At 73.1% G+C, this 14,004-nt stretch carries 9 protein-coding genes; 7 read left to right on the top strand and 2 right to left on the bottom strand.

Annotated elements, in window-relative coordinates; genetic code table 11:
* Window positions 1–291 precede the first annotated feature (291 nt).
* Complete coding sequence (locus tag ACZ3YL_RS14905; RefSeq protein WP_188302520.1) at window positions 292–1,002, top strand: TetR/AcrR family transcriptional regulator; 711 nt, start codon at window positions 292–294, stop codon at window positions 1,000–1,002.
* A 156-nt stretch (window positions 1,003–1,158) separates the two neighbouring features.
* Here the strand turns inward: ACZ3YL_RS14905 and ACZ3YL_RS14900 are convergent, their stop codons facing one another.
* The gene (locus ACZ3YL_RS14900) at window positions 1,159–2,799 is read right to left on the bottom strand and encodes an amidohydrolase (protein ID WP_465657550.1); all 1,641 of its coding nucleotides are present in this window, start codon (window positions 2,797–2,799) and stop codon (window positions 1,159–1,161) included.
* Between the two features lie 121 nt (window positions 2,800–2,920).
* Window positions 2,921–4,339, bottom strand: coding sequence for an APC family permease (locus ACZ3YL_RS14895; RefSeq protein ID WP_188302522.1), 1,419 nt, complete (start codon window positions 4,337–4,339; stop codon window positions 2,921–2,923).
* A 289-nt stretch (window positions 4,340–4,628) separates the two neighbouring features.
* Here ACZ3YL_RS14895 and ACZ3YL_RS14890 point away from each other — a divergent pair, with 289 nt between their 5' ends.
* The 6 genes from ACZ3YL_RS14890 (at window position 4,629) to ACZ3YL_RS14865 (ending at window position 14,002) form a co-directional block, all read left to right on the top strand.
* Window positions 4,629–6,551 (top strand): glycoside hydrolase family 5 protein, encoded by a 1,923-nt coding sequence (locus ACZ3YL_RS14890; RefSeq protein WP_465657548.1) that lies wholly within the window; start codon window positions 4,629–4,631, stop codon window positions 6,549–6,551.
* Between the two features lie 335 nt (window positions 6,552–6,886).
* The gene (locus ACZ3YL_RS14885) at window positions 6,887–7,381 is read left to right on the top strand and encodes a signal peptide protein (RefSeq protein WP_465657546.1); all 495 of its coding nucleotides are present in this window, start codon (window positions 6,887–6,889) and stop codon (window positions 7,379–7,381) included.
* 438 nt (window positions 7,382–7,819) lie between these two features.
* Window positions 7,820–9,235 (top strand): family 2B encapsulin nanocompartment shell protein, encoded by a 1,416-nt coding sequence (locus tag ACZ3YL_RS14880; RefSeq protein WP_317620875.1) that lies wholly within the window; start codon window positions 7,820–7,822, stop codon window positions 9,233–9,235.
* Window positions 9,222–10,691 (top strand): SufS family cysteine desulfurase, encoded by a 1,470-nt coding sequence (locus tag ACZ3YL_RS14875; protein ID WP_465657544.1) that lies wholly within the window; start codon window positions 9,222–9,224, stop codon window positions 10,689–10,691. Before ACZ3YL_RS14880 ends, ACZ3YL_RS14875 begins: the two co-directional genes overlap by 14 nt.
* 371 nt (window positions 10,692–11,062) lie before the next feature.
* Complete coding sequence (locus ACZ3YL_RS14870; RefSeq protein ID WP_465657542.1) at window positions 11,063–12,928, top strand: phospholipase C; 1,866 nt, start codon at window positions 11,063–11,065, stop codon at window positions 12,926–12,928.
* A gap of 114 nt (window positions 12,929–13,042) precedes the next feature.
* The gene (locus ACZ3YL_RS14865) at window positions 13,043–14,002 is read left to right on the top strand and encodes a TAXI family TRAP transporter solute-binding subunit (protein WP_465657541.1); all 960 of its coding nucleotides are present in this window, start codon (window positions 13,043–13,045) and stop codon (window positions 14,000–14,002) included.
* The last annotated feature ends 2 nt before the right edge of the window (window positions 14,003–14,004 follow it).

The raw sequence follows: 14,004 nt of genomic DNA, 5'->3' as shown, positions 1-14,004 counted from the left end.
CGGCCCCGGAGAAGCTCTCGACACGGAACAAGCGTCATGTCGACAAAGCAGCTCGACCACGCAGGGTGACCGAACCTCGAACAGCACTACGAATGCCCCGGGAATTCGGCACAGCCTGCACAGAACCGTCCACGATTCATTCCAACCCACCAGCCCCAGGAGCAACGTTCGCCCGGAGCCCACCGGCCACTGGTCGGGAAGTCCGGCCGCGAACAAGGGCCCGGCACACCCCTGTCCTCCCTCTGTCCTCCCTCTGTCCTGGGTCAACGCCGCTGACATAACCTGCGGGGCATGAGCGAACGCGTGGTCCCCGAGCCCCAGCGCCGCCGGCGGCGGCCCACCAAACAGGGCGTCGTGCTCTCCCGGGAGCTGATCATCGACACGGCGCTGCGACTGGTCGAACAGCACGGCGCCGACGCACTCACCGTCCGACGGCTCGGCGCCGCCCTCGGCTCCGACCCCAGCGCCGTCTACCGCTACTTCCACAGCACCGACGACCTGCTGCTCGCCATCGCTGACGAACTCATCGGCCGCGCCCAGGCCGGCTGGCAGCCCACCGGCGACTGGCGCGCCGACCTGCGTGCCATCGGCCTGCGGATCCACTCCGCCTACCTCGCCCACCCCCAGGCCGCCCTGCTCGCCGCCCACCGCACCACCGGCCGCAGCCACGAGACCGCCGCCGTCGAGACGATCCTCGGCGTCCTGCGCACGGCCGGCTTCCCCGACCCGGAGGCCGTCGGGATCTACCACGCCTTCGTCGACCAGAGCCTCGGCTTCGCCGCCCTCGACGCCGCCGCCCTCGCCCTCCCGGCCGCCGCGGCCACCGCCGACCTGCGGGTCTGGCAGGCCTCCTACGCCCGCCTCGACGCCACCACCCACCCCCACATCGCCGCCACCGCCCACCTGCTCACCACCGACATGCGGCGCAGCGGCTACCCGTATGCCCTCGACCTCCTCCTCGACGCCGCCACGGCCCGCCTCACGGCGGCCACGACGCGCTGAGCCGGGCCGCCGGCGGGAGGTGGGCCCGGCGGGAGGTGGGCCCAGCAAGCGGCGAGCCACCGGCGGGCGTGGTTCAGAACGCCGATCGTCGCCGAACCCGGTGGGCTCGGCGACGACGGGGCAGGCAGCCGGTCGGGCCCGCCGGGTCGTGCCCGGTCACTCCGCGACGTACACGGCCTCACCGCCCACGTAGGTGCGCAGGACGCGGGCGGCGGCGATCTCCTCCGCGGGGCCGGTGAGGATGTCGCGGTCGAGGACGACCAGGTCGGCGAGGTGGCCGGGGGCCAGGGTGCCGGCGTCGTCGTGGCCGTTCACATGGGCGGAGCCGGCGGTGTAGGCGGCGAGGGCGGAGGGGAGGTCGAGGCGCTGTTCGGGCAGGAAGACCCGGCCGTCGGTGGCGCCCGGTTCCATCCGGTTGACCGCCACGTGGAGTCCGGCCAGCGGGTCCGGGCTGCTCACCGGCCAGTCGCTGCCCGCCGCCAGGGTGGCGCCCGCGCGCTGGAGCGCGGCGAACGGGTACTGCCGGGCGGCGCGTTCGGGGCCGAGGAACGGGATGGTCAGTTCGTCCATCTGCGGCTCGTGGGCGGCCCACAGCGGCTGGATGTTGGCGATCGCGCCGAGTCGGGCGAAGCGGGTCAGGTCGTCCGGGTGGACCACCTGGAGGTGGGCGAGGTGGTGCCGGGTGCCGCGCCGGCCGTTCGCCGTCCGGGCGGACTCGACGGCGTCCAGGGCCTCTCGGACGGCCCGGTCGCCGAGGGCGTGGAAGTGCACCTGGAAGCCGAGCGCGTCGAGTTCGGTGACGTATCCGCGCAGTGCGGCCGGATCGACGAAGCTGAGGCCCGAGTTGGCGGTGGCGCAGCCGCAGCCGTCCAGATAGGGGCTGGTCATCGCGGCGGTGAAGTTCTCCGCGATGCCGTCCTGCATGATCTTCACCGAGCCGGCCCGGAACCGGCCGTGGCTCAACTCTGCCCGCCGGGAGACGAGTTCGGGGATCTGCTCGGCGCCGCGCTCGCGGTCCCACCAGAGCGCGCCGGTCACCCGGGCGGTCAGCGCGCCGGAGCGGGCGGCGGCCAGGTAGGCGTCGGACGGATCCGGCTGGCCGTGGAACTCGCCGAGCAGGGCGTCCTGCCAGCCGGTGATGCCGAGCGAGTGCAGCAGGCGTTGGGCCCGGAGCAGTCCGGTCAGCCGCTGGGCGGCGGTGGGCGGCGGCACCAGCCGGGCGACCAGACCGGTGGCGCCCTCCTGGAGGGTGCCGGCCGGGGTGCCGTCGGGTTCGCGTTCGATCCGGCCGTCGGCCGGGTCGGGGGTGTCACGGGTGAGGCCGGCCAGTTCCAGGGCCCGGGTGTTGGCCCAGGCGCCGTGGTGGTCGCGGTTGGTGAGGTAGACCGGGCGGTCCGGGACGACGGAGTCGAGCAGCTGCCGGGTGGGCAGCCCGCCGTCGAAGCTCTCCAGCGACCAGCCGCTGCCGGTGATCCACTCCTGGTCGGGGTGGGCCTCGGCGTAGGCGCGGATCCGTTCCAGGTACTCGGTGACGCCGACGGTGCCGGTGAGGTCGCAGGCGGCCGCCTCGACGCCGCCGAACACCGCGTGGACGTGGGCGTCCTGGAAGCCCGGCAGCAGCAGTCTGCCGGTGAGGTCCACGACCTCGGTGTTCGGTCCGATCAGCGCGCGGACCTCGTCGTGTCCGACGGCGGTGATCCGTTCCCCGGTCACGGCCAGGCTGGTCGCCCGGGTGCGGGCGGCGTCGCCGGTGTGGACGGGGCCGTGGGTGAAGACCAGATCGGCGGCCTCGGTCATGGGTGGTGCTCCATTCTCGGGTTGTGCGGGTGGTACGGGTTCTACGGGTTGTGCCTGTCGCTCGGGTTGTGCGGGTCGTTCGGGTCGTGCTGGCGTTGCACGGGTCGGCGGCGGGGGCCGTTCAGGCGGTCGGGTCGAGGAAGTACGGTGAGCGCCGCCGCCAGCGGGCCCAGGCCGCCGACGGGAGTCCGGTGAGGATCATCATCGCCACCACGGTCAGCTCGAACCAGCCGTTGTCGGCAGACAGTTCGAAGTGGTCCGTGGAGTCGTAGAAGGTCCAGGCGAGGTAGCCGCCGACGGCGAGCAGGGCGGCCGCGCCGAGCAGCGGGCCGACCACGGCGCGCAGTCCCTGCCACGGGTCGGTGCGCAGCAGCCCGCGGAAGCGGACGGCGGCGGCGACGGCGGTGAGCGCGTAGTAGAGGGCGACGATGATGCCGATCGCGTTGACGGCGGCCGAGATCAGGTCGTTGACGGTGGGGATCGCGATCGAGGCGAGGGCGAGCAGGACGGCGAGGCCGGTGATCAGCAGGGTGCCGACGGCGGGGGTGGCGTGCCGGGGGTGCAGCCTGGTCCAGACCGGGCCGAGTACGCCGTCGCGGCCCATCGCGTACATTCCGCGCGCGGTCGGGATCACCGAGGACTGCAGCGAGGCGACGGCCGAGAACGTCAGGGCGATCAACGGCAGTGCGGCGAGCGGCTGGTGGGCGAGGGTGGTGCCGAAGTAGGTCAGTCCGTGGGCGCCGTTGTCGGCCAACTCGCCGAGTGGCAGCACCCGTTGGAAGGCCGTCCCGGCGAGCAGGAAGAGCAGCATCATCACCACCAGGGCGAGCAGGCCGGCCCGGGAGGCGTCGCGCGGGTCACGCACCTCCTCGCCGACGCTGAACACCGACTCGAACCCCCAGTAGCAGAACACCGCGAGCACCATGCCCTGGGCCACGGCGTCGAAGGAGGGCAGGTCGAAGGGGTTGTACCACTGGAGGGAGAACGGCTGGTCACCGGCGAACAGCCCGTAGCCGCAGAAGCCGAGCAGCACCGCGTACTCGAAGACCAGCAGGGCCTTCTGCAGCCGGGCGGCGAGGTCGAGTCCACGGACGGCGACGAGGGCGGCGCCGATCAGGACGACGAGGCCGAGCAGGGTGCACTGGACGGTGGAGTCGGCGTCCAGGCGCAGGCCGGCGACGCTGCGCAGGTGGGCCTGGTCGAGGAGTTGGATGACGGCGGAGCCGGTGACGGTGGTGGTGTAGGCCATGAAGACCACCGTGCCGACGGTGTTCACCCAGCCGGTGAGGAAGCCCAGCCAGGGGCTGAGGGTGCGGCCGACCCAGCGGTAGCTGCTGCCGGCGTCGGGTTCGACCGCGTTCAGCCGCCCGTAGCCGCCCGCGATGGCGAGGACGGGCAGGAAGGCCAGCAGCATGATCGCGGGCAGGTGCAGGCCGACGACGCCGGCCATCAGCCCCAGGCCGATGCCGATGCTGCTGGTGGCGGCCGTGCTGGAAGCGGCGATGGCGGCGCCGTCCAGCAGGCCGATGGATCTGTGCATGGCGCCGTGGCTCGCGCCCGTTCTCGGGCCGCTGCCCGTGTCGTCCTTCACCGTCGATGCCAACGGGTCACCGCCTTGCTCATGGGGGATGCGGGGGATGCGGGGTGGGGCGGGGGTGGGGCGGGGGGAGGTGCGGGGGTGGGGAAGTGCGAGCCATGAAACCGGCGGGTTCGTTTCACGTCAATGCCGTTGTCATAAGGGGTTCAACCGTTCCGCACTCTCGTCCTGAACAGTACTTTTGACGTACCGTCGACAACCCTTGCCCCTGTCACCCTCGCCCGGAGCATCCGTGATCCCCCTTCGTAAGGCCCGCACCGCCGTGCTCGCGGCGGCGGCCCTGCTGGCCGCGCTCGTGAGCGCCGCCCCACCCGCGCAAGCCGTCACCCCACCCACGCCCGTACTGAGCGGCGCCCAGCTCGCCGCCTCCTGGACCGGCCCGCTGAGCACCCGCGGCCGCTACGTCGTCGACGCGAACGGCGACCGCTTCAAGCTCAAGGCCGGCAACTGGGCCGGCGCCCAGGGCACCTGGGAGGGCAGCGGCTCGACCACCGACCCGGCGAACAACCAGGCCGGCCAGGTCTCGTACGACATCCCGCTCGGCCTGGACCGGGCGCCGCTCGGCGAGATCCTGGCGGGCTTCCACGGCCTGGGCCTGAACGCCGTCCGGCTGCCGTTCGCCAACGCGCTGATCCACGACACCAGTACCGTGCCGGACGTCGCCGTCACCGCCAACCCGCAGCTCAAGGGCCGGACCCCGCTGCAGGTCTACGACGCCGTGGTCGCCGCGCTGACCGCCGACGGCTTCGCGGTCATCCTCAACAACCACACCACCAGCTACCGCTTCTGCTGCGGCCTGGACGGCAACGAGCGCTGGAACAGCGGCCAGAGCACCCAGCAGTGGGAGGACGACTGGGTGTTCATGGCGAACCGCTACGCGTCGAACAAGCGCGTCGTCGGCGCAGACCTGCGCAACGAAGTCCGCCGGGACACCTGGGACGACCCCAACTGGGGCCTGGGCGACGCCCACGACGAGTACGCCGCCTTCGAGGAGGCCGGCAACCGGATCCTCCAGGCCGACCCGGACCTGCTGGTCATCATGGAGGGCATCAACTGGTACGGCATCCCCGCCGCCGGGTTCTCCCACGGCCGGCCGATGCTCACCCCGGTGGCGACCCTGTCCAACACCCTGATCCGCTCCGACAAGCTGGTCTACGCCGCCCACTTCTACGCCTACACCGGCCCGGCCAACACCGGCGCGGGCAGCGGCCCCGGCGCCACCGGCGACCCGCGCTACGAGGACTTCACCCCCGACCAGCTCGCCCAGGTGGTGGACCAGGAGGCCCTGTTCGTCACCCAGTCCGGCCAGCACTTCACCGCCCCGGTCTGGGTCAGCGAGTTCGGCGCCGGCGGGCGCGGCTCCACCGACGCCAAGGAGCAGGCCTGGTTCGACCGCTTCACCGACATCCTGGCCGCCAATGACACCGACTTCGCCGTCTGGCCGCTGGTCGGCTGGCAGAACAACGGTGTCCCCAACGACAGTTGGGCACTGCTCTCGCACGACACGGCCGGCCGGCAGCTCGGCCTGAACGACCCCGGCGACTGGCGCGCCGCCGACTGGCACAAGCTGATCGACGCCCCCTCGTACACCGGGCAGGTCGCACCGGTCACCCGCTGGAACATGCTCGACCTCGACCACGGCGACCAGAACGTCTCCGCCCGCATGCTGGCCCGGCCCGACTGGAGCCCCGGCAACCGCAAGGGCGACTGCCCGGACGGCCAGCGCCTGGCCGGCCTCGGCCGCGGCAGCAGCCGGGGCCTGTGCACCGACGCGGGGCAGCCCGCCGACGGCACCGGCGACTGGGTGACCGTCACCGACCAGCGCTACGTCACCGAGGGCGACTGGGCCTCCGGCTACGACAAGCTCCAGTGCCCGGACAACACCGTCGCGGTGGGCTACAGCGTCCGCAGCAACGCGATGTCCGCCCTGCTCTGCGCCCCGGCCGCCGCCGCGCTGCCCACCACCGGCCGCACCGTCTGGTTCGACCACGGCGACAACCGGCCCGCGAACGGCGGCTCCACCGCCGGCGACTGGGCGCCCGGCTCCTACAAGGGCCAGTGCGCCGACGGCGAGTACGTGGCCGGCGTCGCCGACACCTGGCGCGGGCTCCAGTACGGCGTCCCGGACGCGCTGCTCTGCCGCCCGCTGAGCTGACGGGTGGCTGCGCCAACGGCGGCGCGCACCCGCCGTGGCCCGGTGGCGCCGACCGCGACCCTTCGCGGTCGGCGCCCCGGACGGCGACCGCGACGGCGTCGTCCGGCGACGAGGGCCGATCAGCGGGACGAAGGTCATCGAGGAGATCGAGAAGGCCTTCGGCGTGACGTGATCTGCCCCCGGTCACGGCGGGGCCGTGCCCGGCGGATGCGCCATCCGCCGGGCACGTGCAAGGTAGTGGGGTACGAACCGCCCGGCCGGCGACCGTCCGTGGCCCGCGGACACCGTCCGCCCGGCCACCGGCCCCCAGCCGCCCCTCGACCGAAGGAGGCGCCATGCCGACCAGGACGATCCCCCGTCGGGCTCTGGTGCTGACCGCCGCCGCCCTCGCCGTCCTGCCCACCGCGGCGCTCACGGCGCCCGCGCAGGCGGCCTCCGCACCCCCGACCGCCCCGGCCGCCGCCGCGCCGGTCGGCTTCGTGGACCTGCCCGACTCGGCGCTGCCGACCGACCGCGCGCCGCACCGGATCACCTTCCGTTACCGCAACGACGCCCCGACGGATCAGACGGTCGCCCCGCAGATCCTGCTCGAGTCACCCCAGCAGGGCCCGTTCCTCAGCCCGTCGGACTTCCGGCTGGAGATGCTGGGGACGGACGGCCGCTGGCGCACCGTGCCGCTCGGCAGCCAGACCGGCACGCTCTACACCGGGCTGATCCCGGCGAAGATCGTCCTGCACTCCGGCCACACCCTCACCGAGAGCTACCTGCTCACCGTGCTGCACGGACCCGCCCAGGGGACGATCGAGCCCCGGATCGCGATCTACGCCTGAGCCCTCGGCCACTGCCACCCGGCCCCGGGCTCAGCCGGGCCCGCCACCCAGGTCGGCGGGCCCGGCTGAGGCTCCCGTACGCCCGGCCTCCGCACCCCCGCCCCCGTACGCCCGGCCCCGCGCAGCCGTCCCCCGCACCTCCGGCCACCCCCGCGTGCCCGTCGTCCAGAGGGCGCGCGGGGGTGGCCGGGGGCGCGCCTCAACTCGCCCCCCGTGCTTCCAAGCCCTGCTTTCGCAATGATCGCCACCGCTTATGCGAAAGTCACCCGTTCGAGTGAGTTTGGCGGCCTGGATTGCCGTATTCGCGCAGCGAGTGTCCGCTCCCCGGCGCCCGCAAACCTGCCCACGACGACCCGTTCGAACGGCAACAATCTGCGAGGCGATCTGACGACCCGTCGGATCCCGCTTCCCGCACCTGCCGCAGAGGGGAACCCTGTCGTGACCACCGAGGCCGTTCCGCAGAGCCAGCCCAGCCAGCAGAGCCTCAGTACCTCCGCCGCCCGCAACCTCGCCACCACCACCAAGACCGTGCCGCAGATGCTCGGGATCACCCCGCGCTACCTGCTGCGCGCGCTGCCCTGGGTGGACCTGGAGGCGGGCGTCTACCGGGTCAACCGCCGCCGGGGCTTCATCCTCGGCGACGGCCTGGTCAGCACCTACGTCGACGGCTCCGGCGCCACCCGGGTCATCCCCGAGGACCTGCGCGAGGTGTCCTTCCTCAGCCAGGTCGACGGCCCGGTGCTCACCGCGCTCGCCGGCGCCTTCACCGAGCGCGAGGTCGCGCCCGGCGAGCTGATCGTCGACACCGACGCCCCCGCCGAGCAGCTGCACCTCATCGCCTTCGGCCGGGCCGAGAAGCGCGCCACCGGCGCCTACGGCCAGGACGCCCTGCTGGCCGTACTCGGCGAGGGCGACTTCTTCGACGCCACCGCCTGGGCCGCCGGCACCGCGATGCCGTACCGGGTGCAGGCCGCCACCACCTGTACCGTGCTCTCGCTGGACCGCCGCGCGCTGGTCGAACTCGCCGACCGGGAGCCCTCGTTGCGCGCCCGGCTGGACGAGTTCACCGCCGCCCAGGCCCCGGTCGACCGGGAGCACCCGATCGACCTCAGCTCCGGCCACTCCGGCGAGCCGTACCTGCCGGAGACCTTCGTCGACTACGACGAGGCCCCGCGCGAGTACGAGCTGAGCATCGCCCAGACCGTCCTCAAGGTGCACACCCGCGTCTCGGACATCTACAACTCCGACATGGACCAGGTCCAGGCCCAACTCCGGCTGACCGCAGAGGCGTTGCGCGAGCGCCAGGAGTGGGAGATGCTCAACCACCCCGAGTACGGCCTGCTCAACAACGTGGTGCCGACCCAGCGGGTGCGCACCCGCGGCGGCGCGCCCACCCCGGACGACCTCGACGAACTGCTCGCCCGGGTCTGGAAGCAGCCCGCGTTCTTCCTGGCCCACCCGCGGGCGATCGCCGCCTTCGGCCGCGAGTGCACCCGGCGCGGGGTGCCGCCGCAGATCGTCGAGCTGTTCGGCAGCCCGTTCCTGACCTGGCGCGGGGTGCCGCTGCTGCCCTCCGACAAGCTGGACCTCAACGGCTCGGCGAACTCGGCGCCCGGCACCACCAACATCCTGCTGATGCGGGTCGGCGAGGAGCGCCAGGGCGTGGTGGGCCTGCGGCCGGCCAAGGTCCCGGACGAGGTCGAGCCCGGCCTGGCGGTGCGCGCGATGGGCGTCGACCGGCAGGCCATCACCTCCTACCTGGTGACCGGTTACTTCTCCACCGCCGCGCTGGTGGACGACGCCATCGCCGTGCTGCAGAACGTCGAGGTGTCCAACTACCATGACTACTCCTGACGGATTCGGGCGCGGCACCGGGATCACCGGAGCCGGTGGGACCACCGGGCCGGCCGCGGCGCCGAGGGGACTCTCCGGCGCCACGGCCGGCCCGGCCCCGACGGCCCCCGGCACCCCGACGGCCGCGCCCCCGTTCCCGCTCCCCGAGGCCCTCGCCCACGCCGCCGGCGGCCCCCGGTACTGGCTGCCCACCCAGGCCGACCGGACGTCACCGCCCACCGCACCCGCCGCCGGCTTCGACGTCGAGGCCGTCCGCCGGGACTTCCCCCAGCTGCACCGCGAGGTCAACGGCCGTCCGCTGGTCTGGCTGGACAACGGCGCCACCACGCTCAAGCCCCGCCAGGTGGTCGAGGCCGTCGGCGAGCACTACGCGACGGGTACCTCCAACGTCCACCGCGGCGCCCACACCCTCGCCCAACAGGCCACCCGGATCTACGAGGAGGGCCGCGCCGAGGCCGCCAAGCTGCTCGGCGCACCCACCCCGGACGAGATCGTCTTCGTCCGGGGCACCACCGAGGCCGTCAACCTGGTCGCCCAGACCTGGGGCCGGGCCAACCTGGGCGTCGGCGACGAGATCCTGGTCTCCGCCGCCGAGCACCACTCCAACCTGGTGCCCTGGCAGCTGATCGCCAAGGAGCGCCGGGCCCGGGTCGTCCCGATCCCGCTGCTGCCCGACGGGCAGGTGGACCAGGACGCCTACCGGGACCTGCTGGGCAACCGGACCAGGCTGGTGGCGCTCACCCATGCCTCCAACGTGCTGGGGACCGTCCCGCCGGTGGCCGAGATGACGGCGCTCGCCCACCGCTACGGCGCCAAGGTGCTGGTCGACGGCGCCCAGGCGGTGGCCCACTTCCCGGTGGACGTCACCGCCCTGGACGCCGACTTCTACGCCTTCTCGGGGCACAAGGTCTTCGCCCCGACCGGGATCGGCGCGCTGTACGGCAAGCGGGAGCTGCTGGAGGCCATGCCCCCGTACCAGGGCGGCGGCAACATGATCGACTCGGTGAGCTTCGAGGAGACCAGCTACGCGCCCGTCCCGCACCGTCTGGAGGCCGGCACCGGCCACATCGGCGGGGTGGCCGGCCTGCGGGCCGCGCTGCGCTACCTGTCCGGGCTGGACCGCGAGGCCGCCACCGCGCACGAGGAGCAGCTCACCGCGTACGCCACCGCGGCGCTGCGCACGGTGCCCGGCCTGCGGCTGATCGGCGAGGCGCCCGGCAAGATCGGGGTGCTCACCTTCCTGCTCGCCGGGACGGACCCGATCGCCCTCGCCAGGGCGCTCGACCAGCAGGGCATCGCGATCCGGGCCGGCCACCACTGCGCCCAACCCGCCCTCGCCGCCTACGGGTTGCAGAGCGCGGCGCGGGCCTCGCTGGCCCTGTACAACACCGTGCAGGACGTCGACGCCCTGGTGGCCGCGCTCCAGGGCATCGGAGCGGAGGCGGCCGGCGCCTGACCGGGGTCGGGGGCGGGCACCCCCCGACCGGCCCGCCCCCGGTCCCCCGGTCCCCGCCCGACGGTGACTTCGGCCACGGTTTCGCGCTTGGCCCGGCGGTGGCCCGCGCCGGGACGGAAGCGACATTCCTGGCCGGAAACCGCCGAAAGACGTCCCGTAATCGTCGGATTCGAGCGGCATTCATCGGACTTGTCTGCCCGGTGGCAGCCCTGACGAAGAGTTCCGTACCTCGGCGATTAACCGCGTGTTCACATGCCCTCGTCAACCGTGTTCACCGCTACGCTCTAGCGTCTAGCCGCCGCGCCGCTCGTGCTACGCGCGTCACGGCCCCAAAACTGACACGTATGACGATGACGTCCGAGGTACCCACCATGCACGCACTTCCCCACCGCAACAGGTGGCTCCGCTACGGCGCCGGCCTGATCGGCGCGGCCTCGCTGACCGCCTTCGGCGCAGCGCCGGCGGCCTTCGCGGCCGACGGCCCGCAGACCGCCACCCCGATCAAGCACCTCGTGGTGATATTCCAGGAGAACGTCTCCTTCGACCACTACTTCGGCACCTACCCGAACGCGGCCAACACCGCCGACGACAAGGTGAAGTTCACCGCCAAGCCCGACACCCCGAAGGTGGACGGCCTCAGCGACGACCTGCTGCACAAGAACCCGAACCGGAACAACCCGGTCCGGCTGACGCCGTCCCAGGCCGTCACCTGCGACCAGGACCACACCTACAAGGACGAGCAGCTCGCCTTCGACGGCGGCAAGATGGACAAGTTCGTCGAGCACGCCGACATCGAGAGCTGCAAGGCCCCGATGTACACCGCGCCCGGCCTGGTGATGGACTACTACGACGGCAACACCGTCACCGGCTACTGGAACTACGCCCAGCGCTTCGCGATGAGCGACAACTCCTTCGGCACCAACTACGGGCCCTCCACCCCCGGCGCGATCAACCTGGTCTCGGGCAACACCCACGGCGGCTACCCGGTCGACCCGAAGACCGGCAAGCAGACCACCGACGCCTACGTGGTCGCCTCCCCGGACGCCAAGGGCGTCGGCACCGTCATCAACGACCCCGACCCGGGCTACGACGAGTGCTCCAACCCGGCGCACAACCAGCTGGTCATGACCGGCAAGAACGTCGGCGACCTGCTCAACGACAAGGGCGTCAGCTGGGGCTGGTTCCAGGGCGGCTTCAAGCCGACCGGCACCAAGGACGGCAAGGCCGCCTGCGACGCCGCGCACAACAACGTCGTGGGCGCCTCGCAGACCGACTACAACCCGCACCACGAGCCCTTCCAGTACTACAAGTCCACGGCGAACCCGAAGCACCTCGCGCCCGCCTCGGTGGACGAGATCGGCCACGCCGGCCAGGCCAACCACCAGTACGACCTGACCGACTTCGACGCCGCCCTCCAGCACGGCAACCTGCCGGCCGTCAGCTACCTCAAGGCCGCCAACTACCAGGACGGCCACGCCGGCTACTCCGACCCGCTGGACGAGCAGCACTTCGTCGTCGACACCATGAACAAGCTCCAGAAGTCCAAGGACTGGGCCTCCACCGCCGTCGTCATCGCCTACGACGACTCGGACGGCTGGTACGACCACAAGTTCGCCGAGCCGGTCAACGGCTCCAAGGACGCCGCCAACGACAGCCTGAGCGGCGCCGGCCAGTGCGGCAAGGACGCCGGCTGGGGCGGCTACGCCGACCGCTGCGGTTTCGGCCCGCGCCTGCCGCTGCTGGTCGCCTCGCCGTACGCCAAGGCCAACTTCGTCGACCACACCCAGACCGACCAGACCTCGATCCTGCGCTTCGTCGAGGACAACTGGAAGACCGGCCCGATCGGCGACTCCTCCTTCGACGAGCACGCCGCCTCCATCGAGGGCATGTTCGACTTCAAGAACCCGCAGTCGGCCACCCTGATCCTGGACCCGACCACCGGCGCACCGGCCGGCGGCGACACCCCCAGCAGCCAGCCCACCGGCGGCACCACCACCACGCCGGCCCCGGCCGGCTCGGCGACCTCGACCGACGGCACCGGCACCGGCACCGGCACCGGCACCGGCACCGGCACCACCAGCGTCGCCGGCGCCACCAGCACCGTCTCCGGCCCCCCGCTGGCCGAGACCGGCGCCAACTCCAACACCGGCCCGCTCGCGGCCGCAGCCGTCGCCCTGCTGGCGGTCGGCGGCGGCGCCGTCTACCTCGCCCGCCGCAAGCGCGGCCGCCGCGCCTGACGCCGTAGCGACCGCACAACGGACACCGCCGAGCCCTCGTTCCCGAGGGCCCGGCGGTGTCGGCGTTCACCGCGCCCGCACGCCCTCCGCGGCCGGGCGGCTACCCTTCCGGCCATGACCGCCACCGCACCGCGCCGCCGCACCGTGCTGGGCGCCGCCCTGGCGGCGGCCCTCGCCGCGGGCTGCTCCGCCGCCGGGGCACCGACCCGCTCGCTGCGGCTGGCCACCGGGCCCGAGGGCGGGCCGTACAACGCCTTCGGGCGCTCCTTCACCGAGGCCGTGACCGCGAGCGGGCGGCTCACCCTCACTCCGGTGAGCAGCGCGGCCAGCGTCGACAACCTCCAGCAGCTCGCCGACGGCTCGGCGGACCTCGCGCTGACCACCGCCGACGTCGCCGAGGACGCGGTGCTCGGGCGCGACACCTTCGACCACCCGCTCGAACTGACCGCACTGGCCCGGGTGTACGTCAACTACCTGCACCTGCTCGCCCCCGCCGACGGGCCGGTGCGCGAACTCGCCGACCTGGCGGGGCACCGGGTGGCCACCGGCGCGGTGGGCTCCGGGAACCAGGTGACGGCCGGGCGGCTGCTGCGCCGGGCGGGCCTCACCGGCGACCGGGCGCCGTTGGAGCAGCGCTCCCTCGGGCTGGCCGAGTCACTGGCCGCGCTGCGGGCCGGCGCACTGGACGCGGTGTTCTGGTCCGGCGGCGTGCCGACGCCCGCGGTGTCCGCGCTCGCCCGCGAACTGCCGTTGCGGTTCGTCCCGTTGGACGCCGTCGCCGCGCTGCTGCGGGAGCGCTACGGCCCGGTGTACACGGCCGTCACCCTGCCCGCCGGCGCGTACGGCCTGGCGGATCCGGTCGCCACCCTCGGGGTGGGCAACTACCTGACGGCCCGTCCGGGCGTGCCCGAGGACGCCGTCCGCCGGCTGCTCGGCATCCTCTTCGACCAATGGGCCACCCTGCTGCGGTCGGTGACGGCCGGGGCCCGGTTGGAGCCCCGGTTCGCCGTCTCCACCGGGGCCGTTCCGCTGCACCCGGGGGCGGCGGCGTACTACCGCTCGGTGTACGGTTGACT

It is taken from the genome of Kitasatospora sp. NPDC023176, from assembly GCF_055560495.1.
The sequence above is the reverse complement of the archived record's forward strand: the minus strand, read 5'-3'. Positions and strand labels throughout refer to the sequence as shown.